The organism is Kitasatospora sp. NPDC049285 (assembly GCF_040678815.1).
Taxonomy (GTDB): Bacteria; Actinomycetota; Actinomycetes; order Streptomycetales; family Streptomycetaceae; genus Kitasatospora.
The window spans coordinates 50,367-75,028 of record NZ_JBFAQR010000011.1; the positions used below are offsets into that span (position 1 = coordinate 50,367).

Here is a 24,662-nt window from a genome sequence, read left to right on the forward strand (position 1 = left end):
CTTTCGCCCGGTGCGGCGAGAGTGCGTGCTTGGGGGCACCTCCCAGCCCCCCTTGGGGCTGGGGGAGCGGCGTGGGGCAGACGGGAGTGTGAAGACAGGCCCTAGGGACCGGGGCTACCGGGCGCTGGCCTCGTGGACGAAGGCGACCAGGCGGGTCAGCGCGTCGGGGTCCATGGTCGGCATCACGCCGTGCCCGAGGTTGAAGATGTGGCCGCTGCCGCCGAGCGCCTGGGCGGCGTGCAGCACCTCGCGGGCCTTGGTCTCCACCACGTGGGTGGGGGCGTAGAGGACCGCGGGGTCGAGGTTGCCCTGGAGTCCCTTGCCGGGGCCGACCCGGTCGGCGGCGACGTTCAGCGGGACCCGCCAGTCGACGCCGACGATGTCGGCGCCGGCCTGGCCCATCAGGCCGAGCAGTTCGCCGGTGTTCACGCCGAAGTGGATCCGCGGCACCTGGTAGGGCGCGACCGCGTCGAACACCTTGGTGCTGGCGGGCAGCACCGAGCGGCGGTACTCGTCGGGGGCGAGCGCGCCCGCCCAGGAGTCGAAGAGCTGGATCGCCGAGGCGCCCGCCTCGATCTGGATCTTCAGGAAGGCGGAGGTGATGTCCGCGAGGCGGTCGACCAGCTCGGCCCACAGCTCGGGCTCGCCGTACATCATCGCCTTGGTGTTCTCGTACGAGCGCGAGGGGCCGCCCTCGACCAGGTAGCTGGCCAGCGTGAACGGGGCGCCGGCGAAGCCGATCAGCGGGGTGGCGCCGAGCTCGGCGACCAGCAGGCCGACCGCCTCGGTGATGTACGGCATGTCGTCGGGCTCCAGCGGGCGCAGCCGCTGGAGGTCGGCGCGGGTGCGGATCGGGTCGGCGATCACCGGTCCGACGCCGGCCTTGATGTCGACGTCGATGCCGACCGCCTTCAGCGGCACGACGATGTCGGAGAAGAAGATCGCCGCGTCCACCTTGTGCCGGCGCACCGGCTGCAGGGTGATCTCCTTGACCAGCTCGGGCCGCATGCAGGACTCGAGCATGGGGATGCCCTCGCGCACCTTCAGGTACTCGGGGAGCGAGCGGCCGGCCTGGCGCATGAACCACACCGGGGTGTGCGGCACCGGCTCGTGGCGGGCGGCGCGCAGGAAGACGGAGTCGTACGCGGCGCCGCGGGGCCGCTGACCGGACGGGGCTGCGGGGATGCTCTCACTCACGGGCGCCATCCTCGCACGGGCGGCGACGGCCGTGGGGCGGGGACCTCGGCCGCTCCGGCGGAATCCGGCCCGGTGTCGAACAGGCGGACCGGGGAGGCAAATCGGGCACCCCGGCAGGTTCCGCCCCGCACCCGTCGCGGCCTGCGCGATTTTCGGCACGCCGGAGGGACGAAAGTGCTCGGCTTGCGGCCCCGGGCCACCTAGGCTTCCGGACATGGCAGCGGTCGGCGGGCAATCCGCACAGGGTGGAGGAACGGGCAGGGAGTCGGCGCCGATCGAGTTCCGCGACGCGGTCGAGGCGCTGACCGGGGCGCGGCTGCGCCCCGAGGTACGGCTGTCCCAGCAGCCCGCCCCCCGTCGGCTGGCGCCGTACGCCGTCGCCCTCTCGGCGACCGTCGAGGTGGACGGCGAGGAACTCGCCGACGGCACCCTGGTGCTGCTGCACGACCCGTCCGCGCCGGAGGCGTGGAGCGGCGACTTCCGGGTGGTCACCATGTCCCGGGCCGAGTTGGAACCCGAGATGGCGGGCGACCCGGTGCTCTCCGAGGTCGGCTGGACCTGGCTGCTGGACGCGCTGCAGGCGCACTCCGCCGGGTACGCCGAGCCGAGCGGCACGGTGACGCGGTGTCACTCGCAGTACTTCGGCGGCCTGGCCGAGCGCGGCGCGTCCACCGAGATCGAGCTGCGGGCGTCCTGGACGCCGGCCGACCGCCGGTTCGATCGCCACCTGGCGGCCTGGGTCGACCTGCTGTGCGTCTGCGCCGGGCTGCCGCCGACCGCGGCCGCGCCGTTGGCCGAGTCCGGCTCGCTCGGCGGGGTGGTCCCGATGCCGGCCCGCCGCCGGCCGCGCAACTCGCACTGAGGCCCGTTCCGCACCGACCCGTCGTCAGGGCCCGCCGACACCCCCGGGGGACATCACCGTTCGCCGCGCGGCACGCCACCCGCACGACTGACGGAGTGTGACTTCGTATGCGCTCCCAGTCAACTACCCGCCCGCTTGCGATCGTTGTGGCGCAAATGCCGATCGAATCTGTGCGAATTCCGGGCATGTCGTACCGGTCATCTGCGCGATTTGTCCGTATTGTTACTCACCAGATCGTGATCACTCGCTAAAGCCGGGCACGGTTGATGCCGAAGGTGTCAGTGACCCTTTCCACACGCGGAACACTCCGACCGCCCCCTCGGGGTTCCGTCCGCCACTCCCCCGCAGGAGGTCTCGGTGTCGGTCCTTCTTGAGCACCCCGCAAACGTGGTCGCCTACCGCCCGACGAAGCCCACCGCGATGGTGGTCATCGCTGATCCCCGGGTCCGGAACACGGTCACCCGCCACCTATGGGCGCTCGGTGTCCGCGACGTCATCGAGGTCTCCTCGATCGCCGAGGCCCGCCCCCGGATCACCACCCCGCGCGACATCTGCATCGCCGACGTCCACCTCCCCGACGGCTCCGGCCTGACCATCCTGGCCGAGACCCGCGCCGCGGGCTGGCCGAACGGCCTGGCGCTGTCCGCGGCGGACGACATCGGCGCGGTCCGCTCCGCGCTGGCCGGCGGCGTCAAGGGCTACGTGGTGACCGGGACCCGCACCAACGTGGCGCTGCCCGGCCGTCCCGGCATGCCGCTCGGCGCGGCGGGCCTGGCCGGGCGGATGCGCCGTCCCGGCATGCCCGGCCACCACCACCAGGGCGCGCCCGGCCAGCCCGGCGCCGCCCCCGGTGCGCCCGGTGCCCCCGGCGCCCAGCCCTCCGCCTACCGCGAGCTGTCCGGCCGCGAGGTCGAGGTGCTCCGCCTGGTCGCCGAGGGCCAGTCCAACAAGGCGATCGGCGTGGCGATGGGCCTGTCCGCGCTCACCGTGAAGAGCCACCTGGCCCGGATCGCCCGCAAGCTCGGCACCGGGGACCGGGCCGGCATGGTCGCGGTGGCGCTGCGCACCGGCATCATCCACTGACGCCCGCATCGTCCCTGGTGGCGGCCCGGAGGAACGTTTCCTCCGGGCCGCCGTCGCATCCGCTTCGCTGACGGTCCGTCAACGGCCCGCCACCGCGCGCGACTCTCCCGACCCCGTGGACGGCCGGAAACGGCCCGCCAACCACAGCTGGCATATGTCCGAACGCGGTCCGACCAGTCAGACAACACTCCCGGCGGCGAGCAACGACGTACCCTTGGGGGGTGACCGACGCCGTAGCCGCCATCCCCGAAGAGACCGCCCCGGTTCCGCTGCTCGAACCCCGGGACGGGCTCCCACCGGTGGTGTCCGACGAGGCCGCCCTCGCCGAGACCGTCGCCGCCTTCCGCTCCGGCACCGGCCCGGTCGCCGTCGACGCCGAACGCGCCTCCGGGTACCGCTACGGCCAGCGCGCGTACCTCATCCAGCTGCGCCGCGAGGGCGCCGGGACGGCGCTGATCGACCCGATCGCCTGCCCCGACCTCTCCGAGCTGAACGACGCGCTCGCCGACACCGAGTGGGTGGTGCACGCCGCCACCCAGGACCTCCCGTGCCTGGCCGAGGTCGGCATGAAGCCGTCGCTGCTCTTCGACACCGAACTCGCCGGCCGGCTGGCCGGCTTCCCCCGGGTCGGCCTCGGCCCGATGACCGAGAGCGTGCTCGGCCTCTCGCTCGCCAAGGAGCACTCGGCGGTCGACTGGTCCACCCGCCCGCTGCCCGAGCCGTGGCTGCGCTACGCCGCCCTCGACGTCGAGGTGCTGGTCGACCTGCGCGACGCGCTGGAGCGCGAACTCGACGGCCAGGGCAAGCTCGACTGGGCCCGCCAGGAGTTCGCCGCGCTCGCCGACGCGCCCCGCCCCGCCCCCCGGGTCGACCCCTGGCGCCGCACCTCCCAGCTGCACAAGGTCCGTCGCCGCCGCCAGCTCGCCGCCGTCCGCGAACTCTGGCTCACCCGCGACCGGATCGCCCGCGAACGCGACGTCTCCCCCGGCCGCGTGCTGCCCGACGCCGCCATCGTCAACGCCGCGCTCGCGATGCCCGCCGGCGCCCCCGCGCTGCTCGCCGTCCAGGGCTTCGGCCCGCGGGTGAACCGGCGTCAGGTGGAGCAGTGGCTGGCCGCGATCGAGCGGGCCCGCGAGTTGCCGGAGGCGACGCTGCCGCCCGCCACCGCCCCGCACGACGGCCCGCCGCCGCCGCGCGCCTGGGCCGAGAAGGACCCGGTCGCCGCCGCCCGCCTCACCGGGGCCCGCGCCGCCGTCACCGCGCTCGCCGAGGAGCACCACCTGCCCGCGGAGAACCTGATCACCCCCGACCTGGTCCGCCGCGTCTCCTGGGAACCGCCCGCCCCCGCGGACGCCCCCGCCATCGCCGCCGCGCTGCGCGCGATGGGAGCCCGCACGTGGCAGACCGAGCTGGTCGCCCCGGCCCTCGCCGAGGCGTTCGAGGCTGCGGCCGAGTAGCCGCCGGGGGCTCGGGGAACCCCGCGGAGCGGCAGGCTCCGACCGGGCGACGGGCGCGGCGCACGTGACGGCCCTCACGGTGCTTGCTCCCCGTTGTTACTCACGGGTAGATTGGCGGAGCAGCAGCAGCGCCGCGCGCATCTGCGCACATCGCCATGTCCCCCTGGGAGGAGAGCCCCCGTGCCTCGTACCGCGAGGGACGTCGTCTTCGTCGACGGCGTCCGCACCCCGTTCGGCAAGGCAGGCCCGAAGGGCATCTACCACGAGACGCGCGCCGACGACCTGGTCGTCAAGTGCATCCGCGAGCTCGTGCGCCGCAACCCGAACCTGCCCGTCGAGCGCATCGGCGAGGTCGCCATCGCCGCGACCACGCAGATCGGCGACCAGGGCCTGACCATCGGCCGCACCGCCGCGCTGCTCTCGGGTCTGCCGAAGTCCGTCCCGGGCTACGCGATCGACCGGATGTGCGCCGGCGCGATGACCGCCGTCACCACCACCGCGGGCGGCATCGCCTTCGGCGCGTACGACATCGTCGTCGCCGGTGGCGTCGAGCACATGGGCCGCCACCCGATGGGCGAGGGCGTCGACCCGAACCCGCGCTTCGTCTCGGAGAAGCTGGTCGACGAGTCCGCACTGTTCATGGGCATGACCGCGGAGAACCTGCACGACCGCTTCCCGCACATCACCAAGGAGCGCTGCGACGCGTACGCGGTGCGCTCGCAGGAGAAGGCCGCCAAGGCGTACGCCAACGGCGACATCCAGCCGGACCTGGTGCCGATCGCGGTGCGCAACACCAACCCGGACGCCGGTGAGACGGGCTGGGGCCTGTCGACCACCGACGAGCCGATGCGCCCGGGCACCACGATGGAGTCGCTGGCCGGTCTGAAGACCCCGTTCCGCCCGCACGGCAACATCACCGCCGGCAACGCGGCCGGTCTGAACGACGGCGCCACCGCCTCGCTGCTCGCGGCCGAGGACGTCGCCGAGGAGCTCGGCCTGCCGGTCAAGATGCGCCTGGTCTCGTACGCCTACGTCGGCGTCGAGCCCGAGGTGATGGGCATCGGCCCCGTCCCGGCGACCGAGAAGGCGCTGGCCAAGGCCGGTCTGACCATCGACGACATCCAGGCCTTCGAGATCAACGAGGCCTTCGCCGTCCAGGTCCTGGCCATGCTGGACCACTTCGGCATCGCCGACGACGACGAGCGGGTCAACCCGTACGGCGGCGCGATCGCGTTCGGCCACCCGCTGGCCTCCTCGGGCGTGCGCCTGATGAACCAGCTGGCCCGCCGCTTCGAGCAGCGCCCCGACGTCCGCTACGGCCTGACCTCCATGTGCATCGGTTTCGGCATGGGCGCCACGGTCATCTGGGAGAACCCGCACTTCGAGGGTGGTAAGTGACCATGAGCACCACTGAGCTGCTGAAGCGCGCCGCCGAACTGTTCCCCGGCGAGGTCGTCACCACCGCGCACGTGCGTCACCTGGACCTGCCGCTGCAGGCCGGCAAGCTGGCGCTGATCACCCTGGACAACGGCTTCGACCACACCAAGCCGACCACCTTCGGCCCGGGCTCGCTGGCCAAGCTCTCCGAGGCCCTCGACCAGGTCGAGGCGGAGGCCGCCGAGGGCAAGGTCGTCGCGGTCGCCATCACCGGCAAGCCGTTCATCTTCGCGGTCGGCGCCGACCTCAAGGGCGTCGAGGTGCTCAAGGAGCACTCCGACGCGCTGGCCATCGGCAAGGGCGGCCACGACGTCTTCAAGCGGATCGCCGCGCTGCCCGTCCCCACCTTCGCGTTCTACAACGGCGCGGCGATGGGCGGCGGCGTCGAGGTCGGCCTGCACGCCACCTACCGCACCGTCAGCTCGGGCGTCCCGGCGTTCTCGCTGCCCGAGGTCTTCCTCGGCCTGGTGCCCGGCTGGGGCGGCTGCACCCTGCTGCCGAACCTGATCGGCCCGGCGAAGGCCGTCAAGGTCATCGTCGAGAACTCGATGGCGCAGAACAAGCAGCTCAAGGGCGCGGAGGTGTTCGAGCTCGGCATCGCGGACGCGATCTTCGAGCCGGCCGACTTCCTGGAGCAGTCGATCCTGTGGGCCGCCAAGGTCCTCAAGGGCGAGGTCGTCGTCGAGCGCGAGGAGATCGACCGCGGCAAGGCCTGGGACGACGCCGTCCTCTGGGGCCGCTGGGTCGCCGACGCCAAGGTGCACGGGGCCGCTCCGGCCGCGTACAAGGCGCTCGACATCATCCAGCAGGTCAAGGACCAGGACGTCCAGGCCGGCTTCGACGCCGAGGACGCGGCGCTGGCCGACCTCATCATGACCGGCGAGCTGCGCAGCGGCCTGTACGCCTTCAACCTGGTGCAGCGCCGGGCCAAGAAGCCGTTCGGCGCGCCGGACAAGTCGCTGGCCCGCCCGGTCACCAAGGTCGGCGTGGTCGGCGCCGGCCTGATGGCCTCCCAGCTGGCGCTGCTGTTCGCCCGCCGCCTCGAGGTGCCGGTGGTCCTCACCGACATCGACCAGGAGCGCATCGACAAGGGCGTGGGCTACGTCCACGGCGAGATCGACAAGCTGCTCGGCAAGGGCCGGATCGGCAAGGACAAGGCCAACAAGCTCAAGGGCCTGGTCTCCGGACACCTCGACAAGGCCGTCGCCTTCGGTGACGCCGACTTCGTGATCGAGGCCGTCTTCGAGGAGATGGGCGTCAAGCAGAAGGTGTTCGCGGAGCTGGAGGCGGTGGTCTCGCCGACCACCATCCTGGCCACCAACACCTCCTCGCTGTCCGTCACCGAGATGGCGTCCAAGCTCCAGCACCCGGAGCGCGTGGTCGGCTTCCACTTCTTCAACCCGGTCGCGATCCTCCCGCTGCTGGAGATCGTCCGCGCGGAGAAGACCGACGACGCCTCGCTGGCCACCGCCTTCGGTGTCGCCAAGAAGCTGAAGAAGACCGCGGTCCTCACCAAGGACGCCCCGGCGTTCGTGGTCAACCGCATCCTCACCCGCTTCATGGGCGAGATCCAGAACATCATCGACGAGGGCACCCCGTTCGAGACCGTCGAGGCCGCGGTGAAGCCGCTCGGCCTGCCGATGTCCCCGATCGCGCTGCTCGAACTGGTCGGCCCGGCGATCGCCCTGCACGTCTCCGAGACCCTGCACGGTGCCTTCCCCGACCGCTTCACCGTCTCCGAGAACCTCGCCAAGGTCGTCCAGGCCGGCAAGCGCGGCTTCTACATCTGGCAGGACGGCGCCCAGGTCCTCGACCCCGAGGTCCTCGCCATCCTCTCCTTCGGCGACTCCGTCCTGACGGAGGACCAGGTCCGCGCCCGCGCCCTGGAGGCCGTCGCGCAGGAGATCGGCCTGATGCTCGACGAGGGCGTCGTCGGCGAGGCGCAGGACATCGACCTGTGCATGATCACCGGCGCCGGCTGGCCCTTCCACCTCGGCGGCATCACCCCGTACCTCGACCGCGAGGGCGTCTCCGAGCGCGTCACCGGCAAGAAGTTCCTGGCCCCCGGCCTGGCTTCGGTCCCCGCCTGACGCACCGCCACACCACCGCCGCCGGGCGGCACTCCTCCTTCGGGACGAGGTGCCGCCCGGCGGCGTTTCCGGCTCAGGGCGCGAACACCATCTCCGGGAAGCGCGGCGACGGCCCGTCCAGCAGGTGGTCGTCGCGGCCGCGCAGCCAGCGGTCGAAGAAGGCGGCGACGTAGCTGCGGGTGGCCGCCTCCGCGCGCTCGGGCCGGATGTCGCCGATGTCCGCGGCGCGCTGCTCCGCGGTGAGCGCACCCTGGCGGGCGAGCTGCGGCAGCAGGGACTCCGCGTCGGTGTACGAGCCGTGCCGGGAGCCGGTCAGCGTGAAGTCTGCGTGCCAGCCGGTGCTGTGCCGCCAGAGCGCGTCCCAGCCGGGCTGGCGGTGGTAGTCGCCGGAGTCGTCCTCCCCGGTGCCGAGCAGCAGGAACGGCCGGTCCAGGCCGTCCTCGGCGACGCTCGGCAGGAAGACGCCGGTGTGGCCGTCGGGGCCGGGGAAGTGCAGTTGGCCGTCGAGGTTGACGCCGGCCGTGATCCGCGGGTCGTCGTGCATGGCCTGCAGCGCGGCGAAGCCGCCCGCCGAGTGGCCGACCATGCCGACCCGGCCGAGGTCGAGGGCGCCGGCCAGGCCGGCCGGCAGGCCGGGTCGGGAGCCGAGGCGGGCGAGCTCGTCGAGCACGGTGCGGGTGTCCGCGACCCGGGCGGCCAGCGCCTTGCGCAGCACGGCGCCGATGTCCAGGTCGGGCCGGCCGAGCATGCCGGGGAGCACCGAGGCGGCCAGGCCGCCGTCGGGGAAGGAGACTTCGGACGCGTCGTAGGTGTGGTCGACGGTGACCACCACGAAGCCGCGCGAGGCGAGGTCCTCGACCAGGGCGGTCCCCCAGCTGCGCGGGTCGCCGAGTCCGGGCGAGTACAGCACCACCGGGCGCGCTCCGCCCGGTCGTACCGGGGCGTCCGGGCGGGCGTGGGTGGCGATGCCCGCCCAGTCGGTACTGCCCGGCGACACGCCGTAGTTGAGCAGGCCGACGCCGTCCGGCCCGCCGAAGTGGGCGCCGGCGGCGTCCGTCATGTAGGGGGCCCGACCCCCCGCCGGGGCCGTGCGGTCGGCCGGGTACCAGATGCCGATCATCAGCTCGCGCGGCCGCCCGGGCTGCCAGGGGTCGTCCCGGCGGGCGTCCGTGACGGCCAGCGAGGTGGTCCCCACCGGGTACGGGCCGGTGGGTTGCGGCAGCCATGCCCGCGCCCGGTGCACCCCGGCGCCGCCGTCCGGCTGTGCGGCCGAGGCGCCGGGCACCCCCAGGCCCACAATCGCCGCCGCCAGGAGCACCGCCACCGTTCCGGCCCGCGCCCGCCCGCCCATGAGGTCCCTCCTCGTTCCGACCGATCCACCGGTCAGCACGGTACGGGCGGAGGCGGCCGCCGCCGTCACCCCGGGGAGCCAACCCGCCCCTGATACCGCGGTATGACACCCGTACGGAGGCGCGGGGCCCGGTGCGCTACTTCTTCTTGAGGCGGTAGATGACCGTGTCGCCCGTGACGCCGACGACCTCGTAGTGGGTGTCGAGGAGGGTGGCGATGCGGGGGACGAGGTCGGGTTGGTAGGGGGCGGTGCCGGAGTCGTCGACGACGACTTCGGGGAAGCCGTTGGTGCTGATCTCGTGGTCGAAGGTCTGCCAGGCGTCGGAGACGGAGTACTGCTCGCCGACCTTCTGGCCGTCCTTGCCGCCGCTGTAGTTGGTGAGGAAGCCGGCGGTGAGGTAGCGGGTGACGGGGCGTCGGTCGGCGAGCCAGTAGAGCTCGGGGTGCATGCCCCAGACCAGGACGGTGTCCTTGGGGGTGGTCTGGGCGGCGACGGCGGTGGCGACCTCGGTGGTCTGGGTGAGTTTCTGGCCGGGCCAGAAGACGGCGAGGCCCCAGAAGAAGGTGCAGGCGGCGGTCGAGTAGACCACGACGGGTTTCCAGCGGACGGCGGAGGTGGAGACCGCGCCGACGCCGAGCAGGACCAGCGGCGGCATCAGCTGGAGGTAGTAGTGGCCGAAGAAGTGGAAGCCGACCGAGACCGCGAGGACGGAGGAGGCCAGCCACACCCACAGGTCGATGGTGGAGCCGTGCTCCTCGCCGCGGTCGGGCACCGGACGACGCCGGTAGCGCAGCCACAGGCGGCGGCCGACGGGCAGCAGGAAGGCCAGCCCGGCGGCGAGCAGGATCGCCGAGTTGCCGAGCGCCCGGCCGAGCATCTGCGGCCAGTTGGAGCCGAGGCTGGCGTAGTCGCCGGAGCCGGTGACCACCCAGAACAGGAAGCCCTTGGGCTTGGTGAGGATGACCGCGACCAGCGCTATCGGCAGCGCGAAGCCGAAGCCGATCTTGGCCAGGGCGGGCAGCCACCGCACGCCGCGCTGCCGGGCGTCCTGGAGCAGCATCCACAGCACGGGGAGCAGCACGGCGCCGCCCGTCTGCTTGGTGAGCGAGCAGATCGCGACGGCGATGCCCGCGGCCAGCCAGCGGCGGCGCTCCGCGTAGCGGAAGGCGGCGACCATGGCGGGCAGCATGAAGACTTCGAAGGTGGCGGCCTGGGTGTCCTCGGGGGAGAGCCCGATGGAGAGCAGCAGGTAGAGGATGCCGGCGTAGCGCCCGGCCCGGTCGCCCCAGCGTCCGCGGGCAAGCGAGGCCAGCAGGACGGCGGTGAGCAGGTGGGCGCAGATCGCGAGGGTGCGCAGCGGCCAGAGCGAGACGGAGCCGAAGAGCCCGAAGCAGGCTTCGTACAGCCAGGGCAGCAGCGGGGGTTTGCGGTCGACGACGGTGTCGTAGAGGACGCCGCCGTCGGCGAGCATCCGGGCCTGGGTGGCGAGGTAGCCCTCGTCGGGGCTCCACACGGGGCGCAGGAAGGACGGCAGGTGGGTCAGGGTGGCCAGCACCGCGAGCAGCGGGACCAGTCTGGTCCAGTACCCGGTGCGGACGCGCTGGGGAACGCGGTCGGCGAGGGCACTCAGGCGGCTCGTGATGGTGAGGGACACGGATGACAACCTACCGGGCGTGAACAGCGGGAGGCATCGCCGGTCCACGAAAGAGTGTGACGGTAAGACAATGGGCGCACCGCGCGGAGCCGTTGGAGTGGCCCGCGCGGTGCGCCGCCGAACGAGGACCGGGGTCAGCGCCCGGCGAGTGCCCGGGTGCGGATCAGCGCCTCGACCTTCGCGGCGATCGCGGGCGCGGTGAGCCCGATCTCGTCGAGGATCTCGCCGCGCGAGGCGTGGTCGAGGAACTCCTGCGGGATGCCGAAGTCCCGCAGCGGGACGTCCACGTCGGCGTCGCGCAGCGCCTGGGCGATGGCGGAGCCGACGCCGCCGGCCCGGCCGTTGTCCTCGACGGTGACGACCAGTCGGTGCTGGGCGGCGAGGCCGGGGAGCACGGGGTCGACCGGCTTGACCCAGCGGGGGTCGACGACGGTGGTGGTGATGCCCTGCTCGGCGAGCAGGTCGGCGACCGCGAGGCAGGTCGGGGCCATCGCGCCGACCGAGACGATCAGCACGTCGGCCGCGTCGTCGTCGGAGCGCTCGGTGTTCTCCCGCAGCACGTCCATGCCGCCGACGGTGCCGACCGCGGGGACGGACGGGCCGACGCTGCCCTTCGAGTAGCGGACCACGGTGGGCGCGTCGGTGACCTCGACGGCCTCGCGCAGCTGCAGGCGGACCTGCTCGGCGTCGCGCGGGGCGGCCAGCCGCAGGCCGGGGACGACCTGCAGGATCGACATGTCCCACATGCCGTTGTGCGAGGCGCCGTCGGTGCCGGTGACGCCGGCCCGGTCGAGCACGAAGGTGACGCCGAGCTTGTGCAGGGCGACGTCCATCAGGACCTGGTCGAAGGCCCGGTTGAGGAAGGTCGCGTAGACCGCGACCACCGGGTGCAGGCCGTTGGTGGCCAGGCCGGCGGCGCTGACCGCGGCGTGCTGCTCGGCGATGCCGACGTCGAAGATCCGGTCGGGGTAGGCCTTGGCGAACGGGGCGAGGCCGACCGGGTGCAGCATGGCGGCGGTGATGGCGACGATGTCGCGGCGCTCGCGGCCGAGCGCGACCATCTCCTCGCCGAAGACCGAGGTCCAGTCCTTGCCGGAGGTCTTCACCGGCAGGCCGGTGTCGGGGTGGATCACGCCGACCGCGTGGAAGCGGTCCTCGTCGTTGTTCTCCGCGGCGTGGTAGCCGCGGCCCTTCTCGGTGATGCAGTGCACGATGACCGGGCCGCCGAAGCCGCGCGCCTTGGTGAAGGCGGACTCCAGGGCCTGCAGGTCGTGGCCGTCGATCGGGCCGATGTACTTGAGGCCGAGGTCCTCGAACATGCCCTGCGGGGCGATGAAGTCCTTGAGGCCCTTCTTGGCGCCGTGCAGGGTGTCGAACATCGCCTGGCCGACCACGGGGGTGCGCTGCAGCGCGTCCTTGCCCCAGGACAGGAAGCGCTCGTAGCCCTGGGTGGTGCGCAGCGTGGAGAGGTGGTTGGCGAGGCCGCCGATGGTCGGCGAGTAGGACCGCTCGTTGTCGTTGACCACGATGACGATCGGCAGGTCCTTGCCGTCGGCGATGTTGTTCAGCGCCTCCCAGGCCATGCCGCCGGTGAGCGCGCCGTCGCCGATCACCGCGACCACCGGGCGGTCCTTGTGGCCCTGGACCTTGTTGGCCTTGGCCAGGCCGTCGGCGTAGCCGAGCACGGTGGAGGCGTGCGAGTTCTCGATCACGTCGTGCTCGGACTCGGCGCGCGAGGGGTAGCCGGACAGGCCGCCCTTCATCTTGAGCCGCGAGAAGTCCTGACGGCCGGTGAGCAGCTTGTGGACGTACGACTGGTGGCCGGTGTCGAAGAGGATGCGGTCGCGCGGGGAGTCGAACACCCGGTGCATCGCGATGGTCAGCTCGACGACGCCGAGGTTGGGGCCGAGGTGGCCGCCGGTCTTGGAGACCTCCTCCACCAGGAAGCCGCGGATCTCCTCGGCGAGCGACGACAGCTGCGCAGGGGTGAGCCGATCGAGATCGCGCGGTCCCCGAATGCGGGTCAGCAGGGCCACCCGTTCCTCCTCGTTCAAGTTCTCGCGCCCTCACGGGCCCGGAGGGCGTACGCCCCGTGTGAGTCTAATGTCCATTACCCGTGCGTAGTGCGGCGGGCAACCGTGTCCAGCACTTCGGGTGTCCGCGACCGGGAAAACGGCGAACCGCGCGACCGGCCCCTGTATATACGGGGCGAAGCGGTCGCGCGGTTCCGGGGGTTGGACGGTCAGCCGCGTCCGGAGGACTTCTGGGTGCGGCGGGAGACCGAGTCCAGGACCACCGCGGCGAGCAGCACCGCGCCGGTGATCATGTACTGGATGGCCTGCTGGGCGTGGACCATGTCCAGGCCGGTGGTGATGGACTGCAGGACCAGGATGCCGAGCAGCGCCGACCAGGTCTTGCCGCGGCCGCCGAACAGGCTGGTGCCGCCGATGACGGCCGCCGCGATGGCGCTCATCAGCACGTTGCCGCCGCCGAGGGCCTTGTCCGCGGAGCCCTGCTGGGAGGCGATGAACAGACCGCCGAAGCCGGCCAGGCCGGCCGAGATCATGTACACCGAGGTGCGCACCCAAGCGACGTTGATGCCGGAGCGGCGGGCCGCCTCGATGCCGCCGCCGACCGCGAAGATCTGCCGGCCGTAGGAGGTGCGGCGCAGCACGAAGTCCGCGATCGCGACGATGCCGACGAAGATCACCAGCGGCAGCGGCAGGCCGCGGTCCTGGTTGAGCATGTAGGCGACGACCAGCGCGACGACCGCGATGGCGCCGGTGCGCAGCGCGATCTCGCTGTACGGGCGGGCGGGCAGCCCGGCCGTGGCGCGGCGGCGGGCGTCGAGCAGCTGGCCGGAGGCGAACAGCGCGATGGTGCCGATGGCGAACAGCCAGGACCAGATGACGTCGCCGTCACCGAGGAAGTAGGTGTCCAGGTTGGCGATGACGCCGTCGTTCAGGTTGTTGACGGTGCCGAGCTTGCCGATGGTGAAGTCCTGCAGGCCGCTCCAGGCGAGCATGCCGGCCAGGGTGACCAGCAGCGCGGGCACGCCGATCTTGGAGAAGAAGAAGCCGTGCACGGCGCCCATGGCGACCGCGGCGAGGATGCCGATCAGCACCGCGATCCACTCGTTGACACCCTGACGGACCGCCAGCACCGAGGAGATCGCGGCGGTGACGCCGGCTATCGAGCCGAGCGAGAGGTCGATCTCACCGAGCAGCAGCACGAAGACGATGCCGGTGGCGATCAGGCCGGGGCCGGCGATCCACTTGGTGATGTTGGTGAGGTTGTCGGCGTTGAGGAACGAGCCGGTCTTCCACTGGAAGATGATCGCGATCAGCACCAGGCCGACGACCACCGGCAGCGAGCCGAGCTCGCCGCTGCGGATCTTGCGCCGGAACTCGTCGACGTAGCCGGCCAGGCCGTCCTTGCGGACCAGCAGCCGCGGGTCGACGGCCGGGGCCGCCGGGGCTGCAGGGGTGGTGGTGGGGTTCTCGGTGCTCACTTCGCTTCCTCCGCGATTCGGGCCTGACGACGTGTCACCGCGTTGTCGGTGGCGCCGGTGATGGCGGAGATGATCTCCTCGTGCGAGGTGGTGGCCACCTCGAAGCTGCCGTTGTTGCGGCCCAGGCGGAGCACCGCGACGGTGTCCGCGACGGCCTTGACGTCGGCCATGTTGTGGCTGATCAGGATCACGCCGAGGCCGCGCTGGCGGAGCCGCTCGACCAGGTCGAGGACCTGGGCGGTCTGCTCCACGCCGAGCGCCGCGGTGGGCTCGTCCAGGATCACGATCTTCGGGTCGCCGACCAGGGCGCGGGCGATCGCGACGACCTGGCGCTGACCGCCGGAGAGCGAGGCGATCGGGATGCGGACACTGGGGATGCGGATCGACAGGGTGTCGAGGAGCTCGCGGGCGCGCTTCTCCATCGCGACCTCGTCCAGGGTGCCGAAGCGCTTGAGCTCGCGGCCGAGGAAGAGGTTGCCGACCACGTCGAGGTTGTCGCAGAGCGCGAGGTCCTGGTAGACGGTGGCGATGCCGAGCGACTGGGCGTCGTGCGGGCGACCGATGGAGACCGCCTTGCCCTCCCACTCGATGACGCCCTCGTCGATCGGGTGGACGCCCGCGATGGTCTTGACCAGGGTGGACTTTCCGGCGCCGTTGTCGCCGACCAGGGCGACGACCTCGCCCGCGTGAACCTCCAACTGCACGTCGGTGAGCGCCTGGACGGCGCCGAAGCGCTTGGAGACCCCGCGCAACGCCAGTACGGGTGCGCCTGTCACGTGAACCATCTCCTTGTGTTCCGTGCCGGTCCTGACATCCCGGCACGGCCGACCCGCGTACCGGGCCGGGTACGCGGGGGTAGTGCGAAAAGAAGCGCGCGCGGCTGCTCCGCGCCGGTGGGCGGGGGCCGACTGCCGGTCAGTCGGCCCCCGCCCGCGGGGTGTTACTGGATGCCGGCCGCGGTGCAGGCGGCGGCGAAGTCGGCGGTGCAGATGTCCGCCGCCTTGTAGAGACCGTCGGCGATCACGGTGTCCTTGATGTTCGCCTTGGTGACGACCTTCGGGTCCAGCAGCTTGGCCGGGATGCCCTTGTCGGTGTCGCTGTCGATGGTCGACGAGGCGACGGCCTTGACGTCCTTGCCCTGCAGCAGGTTGACGGCCAGTTCGCCGGCCGCGTCGGCCAGCGGCTTGTACGCCTTGTAGATGGTGTAAGCCTGGTCGCCCGAGACGAGGCGCTGGATCGCGTCCAGACCGGCGTCCTGGCCGCCGACCGGGACGTTGATGCCCTGCGACTTCAGCTGGGTGATGATCGCGGCCGCCATGCCGTCGTTGGCGGAGTAGACGGCCTGGAAGCCGTCCTTGCCGAGCTGGGTGATGGCGGCGCCGACCTTCTGGCCCGCGACGGTGGGCTTCCACTCACCGCTCTGCTCGTAGACGACCTTCTTGACCTTGCTGTCCAGGACCTTGTGGGCGCCGGACTTGAACTTGCCGGCGTTCGGGTCCGCCTCGTCGCCGTTGATCATGATGATGTTGGCGTCCGCGGCCTTGGCGCCGAGGGCGTCGACCAGGGCCTGGCCCTGGAGCTCGCCGACCTTCTCGTTGTCGAACGAGACGTAGGCGGAGACCGGGCCGGTGGCCAGGCGGTCGTACGCGATGACCTTGACGCCCTTGTCGGCGGCCTCCTTCACCCAGGACTGGGTGGACTTGGCGTCGAACGCGTCCAGGATGATCACCTTGACGCCCTGCGCGATCAGGGTGTCGAACTGCTGCTTCTGCTTCGCGGCGGAACCCTCGGCGTTGCTGTACTCGACCTTGCAGTCGGCGCACAGGGCCTTGACCTTGGCCTCGATGAACGGCTTGTCGAAGGACTCGTAACGGGTCGAGGACGCGTTCTCCGGGAGCAGCAGGCCGATCGACTTGTTGTTGCCCGAAGCCGCGTCGCCCTTCTTGTCATCGCCGGCCTTGCCACAGGCGGCCATGGTGAGAGCCATCGAGACGGCGGCGGTACCGATGACGACGCGACGCATCATTGCGTTCATGGTGGGGGGTGCCTCCCTGACAGAGCCGCAACATCGCGGCGAGGTGGGCAGGAGTCAACCCCGTCACCAAGCTTGTCGTCAATAAGTAAAACCGGAGGGCCCTGGATTCAGACCCTTTCGTTATCTTCCTGAAGGCTTACCCGAGATCAGACGGGGTAGAAGTACCGTTCGGGCACGCCTCACAGGACGCCCGTCTCACCCATCTCGCTCATCACCAGGGCGAGCGCGCCGAGCACCTCCGCGCGGCCACCGAGCGTGCCGGGAACGACCGACAACTGCCGGGCGGCGCTGGGGATCGCGTACCGCGCCACGGAGTCCCGGATCGGGGAAAGCACCAGCTCACCGGCCTCGGCGAGGTCTCCGCCGAGGATCACCCGGCGCGGGTTGAGCAGATTGCAGAGGGTGGCCACGCCCATGCCGATCTGGCGGCCCGCGTCGGCGATCACCCGGCGGCAGCCCAGGTCGCCCTGCTGGGCCAGTTGGACGACCCTGCTCAGGGTGAGGTCGCCGGGGTGGTTGGCGTTCAAGAGGTTGAGCAGGTAGCGCGAACCGACGAAGGTCTCCAGGCAGCCGCGGTTGCCGCAGCGGCAGACCGGACCGGCCTCGTCCAGCGTGATGTGCCCGATCTCGCCGGCGGTGCCGCCGGGGCCCCGGTAGATCTGGTTGTTGATCACCAGTCCGGAGCCGACGCCGCTGGCCACCTTGATGTACGCCAGGTCCCCCAGGCCCCGGCCGGCGCCCCAGACCAGCTCGCCGAGCGCGCCCAGGTTGGCGTCGTTGTCCACGTGCACCGGCATCCCGAGCCGCTGGGACAGCTCCTGACGCGGCATCACCCCGGTCCAGCCGGGCAGGATCGCGGTGGAGCCGAGCGCCCCGGTCTCCACGTCGATCGGGCCGGGCACGCCCAGGCCCACCCCGATCACCTTGTCCGGCCGGAACCCGGCCTGCTCCAGCAGCCGCTCCACCATCCGCTCGGCGCGGTCGAAGCCCTGCTGGGCCGAGACGTCGACGTCCAGCGGCTCGCTCTCCTCGGCCAGCACCCGGTGCGCCAGGTTGCCGACCGCGACCCGCAGGTGGGTGTGGCCGAAGTCGACGCCCACCACGATCCCGGCGTCCCCGCTGAGCGAGACGCTGCGCGCCCGCCGCCCGCCGGAGGAGGTGTCGGCGACCACCACGGTCCCGGATTCCTTGAGCTCCCGGACGATGTTGGACACCGTCGCGGCCGACAGGCCCGTGCCGCGGGCGATCTCCGCCTGGGTGAGCGATCCGGCCATCCGCACGGCCCGCAGCACCCGCTCGAGGTTCGCCCGGTGCAGCGAGGACTGCGATCCCGGTGTGTCCGTCGACATGTTCCACCCTCCGAGAAGCCGCGCCGTTGCGGCAGTGTCCAAAGTTCAGCTTCAACTTCTGAACTCTATGCTCCGTCACTGCTCGGAGGGCGAGTCAAGCACGAACACGGATCGTTACGCGCGTGGGAGGATGCCCGGTATCCGAGCCTGACGAAGGAGTCCTGCGAGTGCCTGGCACCAACTTGACCCGTGAGGAGGCCCGCACCCGGGCCGCGCTCCTGCACGTGGACGCGTACGACATCGAGCTCGACCTGAGCTCTGCGCGTGAGGGCGGAACCTTCCGGTCCACCACCGTGGTCCGCTTCACCGCCACCGAGCCCGGGGCCTCGACCTTCATCGACCTGGTCGCCCCGAGCGTCTCCGAGATCGTGCTCAACGGCCGCGCCCTCCCGCTGGAGAACTTCGCCGACAGCCGCATCGCGCTGCCCGGGCTGGCCGCCGACAACGAGCTGCGGGTGGTCGCGGACTGCGCCTACACCAACACCGGTGAGGGCCTGCACCGCTTCGTCGACCCGGTCGACGGCGAGACCTACCTCTACACCCAGTTCGAGGTCCCGGACGCCCGCCGGGTGTTCGCCAACTTCGAGCAGCCCGACCTGAAGGCCGCCTTCACCTTCACCGTCACCGCCCCCACCGGCTGGGTCGTGGTCTCCAACTCCCCGACCCCGAAGCCGTCCGGCGAGGGCGACGCCCAGGTGTGGGCCTTCGAGCCCACCCCGCGGATGTCCACCTACATCACCGCGCTGGTGGCCGGCCCCTACGTCGGCGTCTTCGACGAGTACAACGAGCACGACGACAGCGAGCAGGTGGTGCCGCTGGGCATCTACTGCCGCCCCTCGCTGCGCGAGTTCCTGGACGCCGAGGCGATCTTCGAGGTCACCAAGCAGGGCTTCTCCTACTTCCAGGAGAAGTTCGACTACGACTACCCGTTCGCCAAGTACGACCAGCTCTTCGTCCCGGAGTTCAACGCCGGCGCGATGGAGAACGCGGGTGCCGTCACCCTGCGCGACCAGTACGTCTTCCGGTCCAAGGTCACCGACGCCTCCTACGAGATGCGCGCCGCCACCATCCTGCACGAGCTCGCCCACATGTGGTTCGGCGACCTGGTCACCATGGAGTGGTGGAACGACCTCTGGCTGAACGAGTCCTTCGCCACCTTCGCCGAGGTCGTCTGCCAGGCCGAGGCCCCCGGCTCCAAGTGGCCGCACTCCTGGACCACCTTCGCCAACCAGATGAAGACCTGGGCCTACCGGCAGGACCAGCTGCCGTCCACCCACCCGATCATGGCGGAGATCAACGACCTGGAGGACGTCCAGGTCAACTTCGACGGCATCACCTACGCCAAGGGCGCCTCGGTGCTCAAGCAGTTGGTGGCCTACGTCGGCCAGGACGCCTTCTTCGAGGGCGTGCGCGGCTACTTCAAGCGCCACGCCTGGGGCAACACCCGCCTCAGCGACCTGCTCGGCGCCCTCGAGCAGGCCAGCGGCCGCGACCTGAAGACCTGGTCCAAGGCCTGGCTGGAGACCGCCGGCATCAACATCCTCCGCCCGGCGCTCGAGGTGGACGCCGACGGCGTCATCACCTCCTTCGCCGTCCTGCAGGAGGCCCCCGCCCTCCCGGCCGGCGCCCGCGGCGAGGCCGTGCTGCGCCCGCACCGCATCGCCATCGGCCTGTACGAGCTGGTCGACGGCGCGCTGGTGCGCACCGACCGGATCGAGCTGGACGTCGACGGCGAGCGCACCGAGGTCCCGCAGCTGACCGGCCGTCAGCGCCCCGCGGTGCTGCTGCTCAACGACGACGACCTGTCCTACGCCAAGGTCCGTCTCGACGACGCCTCGCTGGCCCAGGTCACCGAGCACCTCGGCGACTTCGCCGACTCGCTCCCCCGCGCGCTGTGCTGGGCCTCCGCCTGGGACATGACCCGCGACGGCGAACTCGCCACCCGCGACTACCTCGCGCTCGCCCTCTCCGGTCTCACCCGGGAGAGCGACATCGGCGTGGTCCAGTCCGTGCAGCGCCAGGTCAAGCTCGCCCTCGAGCTGTACGCCGACCCGGCGTGGCGCGAGGAGGGCCTGCAGCGCTGGGCCGCCGCCGCCGAGACCGCGCTGGCCGCGGCCACCCCCGGCAGCGACCACCAGCTCGCCTGGACCCGCACGCTGGCCGGCGCCGCCCGGACGGACGCTCAGCTCGACCTGCTGGCCGGCCTGTTGGACGGCACCGCGGTCATCGACGGCCTCGCCGTCGACACCGAGCTGCGCTGGACCCTGCTCACCCGACTGGTCGCCACCGGTCGGGCGGACGACGCCGCGATCGCCGCCGAGCTGGAGCGCGACAACACGTCGTCCGGGCAGGAGCACGCCGCGACCTGCCGCGCCGCCCGCCCGACCGCCGAGGCCAAGGCCGAGGCCTGGGCGTCCGTGGTCGAGTCCGACACCCTCACCAACTACGTGCAGGAGGCCGTCATCGCCGGCTTCCAGCAGCCCGACCAGCGAGAGCTGCTGGCGCCGTACATCGAGAAGTACTTCGCGGCGGTCAAGGGCGTGTGGGAGTCGCGCAGCCACGAGATCTCCCAGCAGATCATCGTCGGCCTCTACCCCGCGTACGCGGTCTCCCAGGCCACCCTCGACACCACCGACGCCTGGCTCACCACCGCGGACCCGGCCCCGGCCCTCCGCCGCCAGGTGATCGAGGCCCGCGCGGGCGTCGAGCGGGCGCTGCGCGCGCAGAGCGCGGACCGCTAAAGGGGCAGTTGCAACCACCTAGGGGGGCTCTGGGGGTACCTCCCGGCCCCCCTAGGGGCTGGGGGCGGAACTGCGAGGCGAGTGGCGGTGCGGTCTTAGGTCGGCTGTAGGTCTTGGAGACGTCTATGCGTCTTGACCTCGCAGCGCCCTGTGAGACCGGCCGCCACGCGCCCCCGCCGTTCCCCGGGCCCCTAAAAGTGTCACCCTGAACTGTGTGAGACCCGGGGTGTTCGACAGTTCCACGGTTCCGCCGTGGGCGTGGACGACGGCTCGGACGATGGCGAGGCCGAGGCCGGTGGAGCCGGTGCGGCGGGTGCGGGCGCGGTCGCCTCGGGTGAAGCGGTCGAAGACGTGGGGGGCCAGGGCGGGTGGGATGCCGGGGCCGTCGTCGGTGACGGTGAGCAGGACGTCGGCGGGACGGGGCTCCAGACGGAGTGTCACCTCGGTGCCCGTGGGGGTGTGGGCGCGGGCGTTGGCCAGCAGGTTGGCGACGACCTGCGCCAGGCGGTGGGGGTCGCCGGGGACGGTGACGGGGTGTTCGGGGAGTTCCAGCAGCCAGCGGTGGTCGGGGGCGGCAGCCCTCGCGTCGGCGGTGCAGTCGAGCGCGATCCGGGTCAGGTCGACGTCCTGGAGGGCCAGCGGGCGGCCGGCGTCCAGCCGGGCGAGCAGCAGCAGGTCGTCGACGAGGTCGCCCATCCGCACGGATTCGGCGGTGATGCGCTCCAGCGAGTGGCGGACCTCGTCGGGCACCGGGCCGGGGTGGCGCAGGGCGAGTTCGGCGTGGCCGCGGACCGCGGCGACCGGGTTGCGCAGTTCGTGGCTGGCGTCGGCGGCGAAGTCGCGCAGCCGGTCCTCGACGGCCTGACGGCGGGTCAGGGCGTCGCCGACGTGGCCGAGCATCCGGTTGAGCGCGGCGCCGACCCGGCCGACCTCGGTGCCGGGGTCGGCGTCGGGGACGCGTTCGGCGAGGTCGACGGTGCCACTGGCGAGCGGGAGGGCGGAGACCCGTTCGGCGGTGGCGACCACCCGGTCGAGCGGGCGCAGGGCGATCCGGGCCCCGAGGGTGCCGACGGCCGCGGCGGCGGCGAGGGCGGCCGCGAAGACCACGAGTTCGATGGCGAGCAGGCGTTGGACGGTCTCGTCGACGGGGTGCAGGGGCAGCCCGGTGACCAGGACGTCCTGGTCGTGGCCGGCCACCGCGACGGCGCGGTAGTGGCCGAGCGCGGAGAGGTCGAGGTCGTGGGGGCGGCCGCCGACCGGGAGGCCGCGCAGGGCCCGCTGGTCGGCGTCGGTGAGCGGGACGGTGGCGTCCGCCGCGCCGTGGACGAGCTGGACGGGGTCGTCGTCGCCGGGCGGGATGCCGCCGACCACGGCGGCGTGGGTGACGGCGCCGTCCGCCAGCCGGGCGCCGAAGGTGCCGGGGGACTGGGCGCGGGTGTCGCTGCCGCTCTTCTGGCCGGGGTGCTCCAGGCTGGCGGCGTAGCGGCCGCCGCCGGCGGCGAGCTGCTGGTCGAGGCGGTCGACCAGGAAGTGCCGCAGCGCCTCGCAGGTGGCGACGCCGATGCCGCAGCAGATCACGGCGAGCAGCACCAGCACCCCGGCGACCAGCCGGGCCCGCAGGGTGCGCGGACGGAGCGTCGGGCGCCTCACGGCGTCGGCGCCTTGATCACGTAGCCGGCGCCGCGGACGGTGTGGATCATCGGGTGCCGGCCGGCGTCGACCTTGCGGCGCAGGTAGCTGATGTAGAGCTCGACCACGTGGGCCTGGCCGCCGAAGTCGTAGGACCAGACCGCGTCCAGGATCTGCGCCTTGCTGAGCACCTGGCGGGGGTGCTCCAGCAGGTGGCGGAGGAGCGCGAACTCGGTGGGGCTGAGGTCGATCGGCACGCCGCCGCGGGTGGTCTCGCGGGCCTGCGGGTCGAGTCGCAGGTCGCCGAGGACGAGGGTGCCCGGGGCGTCCGGCCCGGCGGGGGCGGGGTGGGCCCGGCGGAGCAGTCCGCGCAGCCGGGCGACCACCTCACCGAGGCTGAACGGCTTGGTGACGTAGTCGTCGCCGCCGGCGGTGATGCCGGCGATCCGGTCCTCGACGGCGTCGCGGGCGGTGAGGAAGAGCACCCGGACCTCGGGGTCGGCGGTGTGCACCCGGCGGAGCACCTCCAGCCCGTCGAAGTCGGGCAGCATCACGTCGATCACCATGGCGTGCGGGTGCCAGTCGGCGGCGACGGCGACCGCCTCCAGGCCGTCGGTGGCGCCGCGGACCTCCCAGCCCTCGTAGCGCAGGGCGCCGCAGACCACCTCTACCAGGTCGGGCTCGTCGTCGACCACCAGGACCCGCCAGGGCGTTTGCATCCGTCCATTCTGGCTCCGCCCGATGAGAAAGCGGTGAGATCATCGGACCGCTGATCTGCCTGCTCCAGCGCCTCCGACCTGCCCGAACGCCCCCGCGGGAGGGTCTGCGGGCCGCACTTTTCAGAGGGAACTGAGAGCTTGCGGTGCCACCGTGGCCACCTGGAGCAGCAAGGAGGCCCCGTTGACCGCACTCACCACCCCGACCCGCGCCGACCGGCGGGCCGCGCACCGCCGCGCCCTACCGCCGGACGCCGTCCGGCACGGCGCGCTCGCGCTGATCGCGGTCGGCGCGCTCGGCGTCCTCGCGCTCTGGTGGACCGGCACCCCACGCGTCGCCGGCGCCGCCGACTGGCTCACCGGCGCGGGACGGATCACCGGACTGCTGGCCGGGTACACCGCGCCCGTCCTGCTCCTGCTGATGGCCCGGATCCCGCTGCTGGAACGCGAGGTCGGCGCCGACCGGTTGGCGCGCTGGCACGCCTTCGGCGGCCGCTACCTGGTCTCGCTGATCACCGTGCACGTGCTGACCGTGATCTGGGGCTACGCGCTGACCAGCGGCCAGGGCGTGTGGGCCGAGGGCGTGGAGATCGTCCTCCACTTCCCGGAGATGCTCAAGGCGTCCCTGGCCACCCTGCTGATCCTCGGCACCGGGGCGGTCTCGGCCCGCGCCGCCCGCCGCCGGCTGAGCTACGAGGCCTGGTACTACCTGCACCTGGCCACCTACCTCGCGGTCGCCCTCGGCTTCGGGCACCAGCTGGCCACCGGCGCGGACCTCGGCGACGGCCCCGCCCGGGCCGGCTGGTACCTGCTGTACTTCGGCACCGGCGCCGTCCTCGCCTGGTACCGGCTGCTCCAGCCGTGGCTGCGCGACCGCCGGCACGGGCTGCGGATCGCCGAGGTGCGCACCGAGGGCCCCGGCGTGGTGTCCGTCTTCCTGACCGGCCGTCACCTCGCCGACTTGCGCGCCGAGCCCGGCCAGTTCTTCCGGCTGCAGTTCCTCACCCCGCAGCTGCGCTGGGCCGCCAACCCGTACTCGCTCTCCGCGCCGCCGCACCCGCACTTCCTGCGCTTCACCGTCAAGGACCTGGGCGGGCACAGCGCCGCCGTCGCCGCGCTCACCCCCGGCACCCGGGTCCGCGCCGAGGGCCCGTACGGGGCGTTCACCGCCCGCCGGCAGCACCAGCGCAAGGTGCTGCTGCTCGGCGCCGGCGTCGGCGTCACCCCGCTGCGCGCGCTGTTCGAGACGCTGCCCGGCAGGCTGACGCTCGTCCAACGGGCCACCCACCCGCGGGACGTGCTGTTCCGGCAGGAGCTGGCCGAGGTCGCCGCGCACCGCGGCGGCACCGTCCACGAGCTGCTCGGCCCGCGCGCCCGGGTCGGCGACCTGCGCACCGCCCTCACCCGGCTGGTACCGGACCTGGCCGACCACGAGGTCTACCTGTGCGGCCCCGAGGCCTTCAGCACGGAGGCCGTCCGCGCGCTGCGCGCCGCCGGGGTGCGGCGCTCCCGCATCCACCACGAGTCCTTCGCCCTCTAGGAGCCCCGCC

17 protein-coding genes are annotated in these 24,662 nt (G+C 72.3%); 7 read left to right on the forward strand and 10 right to left on the reverse strand.

Annotated features, from left to right (window positions below):
• Nucleotides 1-114 precede the first annotated feature (114 nt).
• A complete protein-coding gene (gene hemE, locus AB0K51_RS10580; protein WP_363452766.1) occupies nt 115-1,197 on the reverse strand; it encodes a uroporphyrinogen decarboxylase in 1,083 nt (360 codons plus the stop codon).
• 214 nt (nt 1,198-1,411) lie between these two features.
• Between hemE and AB0K51_RS10585 the strand changes: the two genes are divergently transcribed.
• The 5 genes from AB0K51_RS10585 (at nt 1,412) to AB0K51_RS10605 (ending at nt 8,126) form a co-directional block, all read left to right on the forward strand.
• On the forward strand, nt 1,412-2,059 hold the full coding sequence (locus tag AB0K51_RS10585) for a DUF3000 domain-containing protein (RefSeq protein WP_363452768.1): 648 nt from the start codon (nt 1,412-1,414) through the stop codon (nt 2,057-2,059).
• A gap of 357 nt (nt 2,060-2,416) precedes the next feature.
• Nucleotides 2,417-3,142, forward strand: a complete 726-nt coding sequence (locus AB0K51_RS10590) for a response regulator transcription factor (protein WP_363452770.1) — start codon at nt 2,417-2,419, stop codon at nt 3,140-3,142.
• Between the two features lie 221 nt (nt 3,143-3,363).
• Nucleotides 3,364-4,599 carry a ribonuclease D gene (locus tag AB0K51_RS10595; RefSeq protein WP_363452772.1) on the forward strand — a complete coding sequence of 412 codons (1,236 nt, stop codon included), beginning with the start codon at nt 3,364-3,366 and terminating at the stop codon, nt 4,597-4,599.
• Between the two features lie 180 nt (nt 4,600-4,779).
• Entirely contained in the window at nt 4,780-5,997 is a 1,218-nt protein-coding gene (locus tag AB0K51_RS10600) for an acetyl-CoA C-acyltransferase (protein ID WP_363452774.1), read from the forward strand.
• Nucleotides 5,998-5,999: 2 nt separating this feature from the next.
• A complete protein-coding gene (locus AB0K51_RS10605; RefSeq protein ID WP_363452776.1) occupies nt 6,000-8,126 on the forward strand; it encodes a 3-hydroxyacyl-CoA dehydrogenase NAD-binding domain-containing protein in 2,127 nt (708 codons plus the stop codon).
• Between the two features lie 73 nt (nt 8,127-8,199).
• Here AB0K51_RS10605 and AB0K51_RS10610 read toward each other — a convergent pair whose 3' ends face one another.
• The 7 genes from AB0K51_RS10610 to AB0K51_RS10640 all read right to left on the reverse strand — a co-directional run bounded on the left by AB0K51_RS10610 (nt 8,200) and on the right by AB0K51_RS10640 (nt 18,026).
• Complete coding sequence (locus AB0K51_RS10610; RefSeq protein ID WP_363452778.1) at nt 8,200-9,477, reverse strand: esterase; 1,278 nt, start codon at nt 9,475-9,477, stop codon at nt 8,200-8,202.
• 136 nt (nt 9,478-9,613) lie between these two features.
• The gene (locus AB0K51_RS10615; RefSeq protein WP_363452780.1) at nt 9,614-11,131 is read right to left on the reverse strand and encodes a glycosyltransferase family 39 protein; all 1,518 of its coding nucleotides are present in this window, start codon (nt 11,129-11,131) and stop codon (nt 9,614-9,616) included.
• A 134-nt stretch (nt 11,132-11,265) separates the two neighbouring features.
• Complete coding sequence (dxs, locus tag AB0K51_RS10620) at nt 11,266-13,167, reverse strand: 1-deoxy-D-xylulose-5-phosphate synthase (protein WP_363452782.1); 1,902 nt, start codon at nt 13,165-13,167, stop codon at nt 11,266-11,268.
• Between the two features lie 206 nt (nt 13,168-13,373).
• Nucleotides 13,374-14,642 carry a sugar ABC transporter permease gene (locus AB0K51_RS10625; protein WP_363452784.1) on the reverse strand — a complete coding sequence of 423 codons (1,269 nt, stop codon included), beginning with the start codon at nt 14,640-14,642 and terminating at the stop codon, nt 13,374-13,376.
• Nucleotides 14,639-15,427, reverse strand: coding sequence for an ATP-binding cassette domain-containing protein (locus tag AB0K51_RS10630; RefSeq protein ID WP_363452786.1), 789 nt, complete (start codon nt 15,425-15,427; stop codon nt 14,639-14,641). Before AB0K51_RS10630 ends, AB0K51_RS10625 begins: the two co-directional genes overlap by 4 nt.
• Before the next feature lie 155 nt (nt 15,428-15,582).
• Nucleotides 15,583-16,677: a substrate-binding domain-containing protein gene (locus tag AB0K51_RS10635; RefSeq protein WP_363452788.1), complete on the reverse strand. Its 1,095-nt coding sequence runs from the start codon at nt 16,675-16,677 to the stop codon at nt 15,583-15,585.
• Between the two features lie 179 nt (nt 16,678-16,856).
• Nucleotides 16,857-18,026 carry an ROK family transcriptional regulator gene (locus AB0K51_RS10640; protein ID WP_363452790.1) on the reverse strand — a complete coding sequence of 390 codons (1,170 nt, stop codon included), beginning with the start codon at nt 18,024-18,026 and terminating at the stop codon, nt 16,857-16,859.
• Between the two features lie 167 nt (nt 18,027-18,193).
• Here AB0K51_RS10640 and pepN point away from each other — a divergent pair, with 167 nt between their 5' ends.
• Nucleotides 18,194-20,767, forward strand: a complete 2,574-nt coding sequence (pepN, locus tag AB0K51_RS10645; RefSeq protein WP_363452792.1) for an aminopeptidase N — start codon at nt 18,194-18,196, stop codon at nt 20,765-20,767.
• 123 nt (nt 20,768-20,890) lie between these two features.
• On the opposite strand, the gene AB0K51_RS10650 is transcribed toward pepN, so the two are convergent.
• Both AB0K51_RS10650 and AB0K51_RS10655 read right to left on the reverse strand, forming a co-directional pair.
• On the reverse strand, nt 20,891-22,417 hold the full coding sequence (locus AB0K51_RS10650; RefSeq protein WP_363452794.1) for a HAMP domain-containing sensor histidine kinase: 1,527 nt from the start codon (nt 22,415-22,417) through the stop codon (nt 20,891-20,893).
• The gene (locus AB0K51_RS10655) at nt 22,414-23,115 is read right to left on the reverse strand and encodes a response regulator transcription factor (RefSeq protein WP_363452796.1); all 702 of its coding nucleotides are present in this window, start codon (nt 23,113-23,115) and stop codon (nt 22,414-22,416) included. Before AB0K51_RS10655 ends, AB0K51_RS10650 begins: the two co-directional genes overlap by 4 nt.
• A gap of 181 nt (nt 23,116-23,296) precedes the next feature.
• On the opposite strand from AB0K51_RS10655, the gene AB0K51_RS10660 reads away from it, so the two are divergent.
• Nucleotides 23,297-24,652 carry a ferric reductase-like transmembrane domain-containing protein gene (locus tag AB0K51_RS10660; RefSeq protein ID WP_363452798.1) on the forward strand — a complete coding sequence of 452 codons (1,356 nt, stop codon included), beginning with the start codon at nt 23,297-23,299 and terminating at the stop codon, nt 24,650-24,652.
• Nucleotides 24,653-24,662 lie beyond the last annotated feature (10 nt).

Bases quoted from the DNA above. Each gene is read 5' to 3' on its own strand.
- AB0K51_RS10635 (WP_363452788.1), bottom strand. From the start codon at position 16,677: ATGAACGCAATGATGCGTCGCGTCGTCATCGGTACCGCCGCCGTCTCG.
- AB0K51_RS10610 (WP_363452778.1), bottom strand. From the start codon at position 9,477: ATGGGCGGGCGGGCGCGGGCCGGAACGGTGGCGGTGCTCCTGGCGGCG.
- AB0K51_RS10655 (WP_363452796.1), bottom strand. From the start codon at position 23,115: ATGCAAACGCCCTGGCGGGTCCTGGTGGTCGACGACGAGCCCGACCTG.
- AB0K51_RS10605 (WP_363452776.1), top strand. From the start codon at position 6,000: ATGAGCACCACTGAGCTGCTGAAGCGCGCCGCCGAACTGTTCCCCGGC.
- AB0K51_RS10630 (WP_363452786.1), bottom strand. From the start codon at position 15,427: ATGGTTCACGTGACAGGCGCACCCGTACTGGCGTTGCGCGGGGTCTCC.
- AB0K51_RS10640 (WP_363452790.1), bottom strand. From the start codon at position 18,026: ATGTCGACGGACACACCGGGATCGCAGTCCTCGCTGCACCGGGCGAAC.
- AB0K51_RS10585 (WP_363452768.1), top strand. From the start codon at position 1,412: ATGGCAGCGGTCGGCGGGCAATCCGCACAGGGTGGAGGAACGGGCAGG.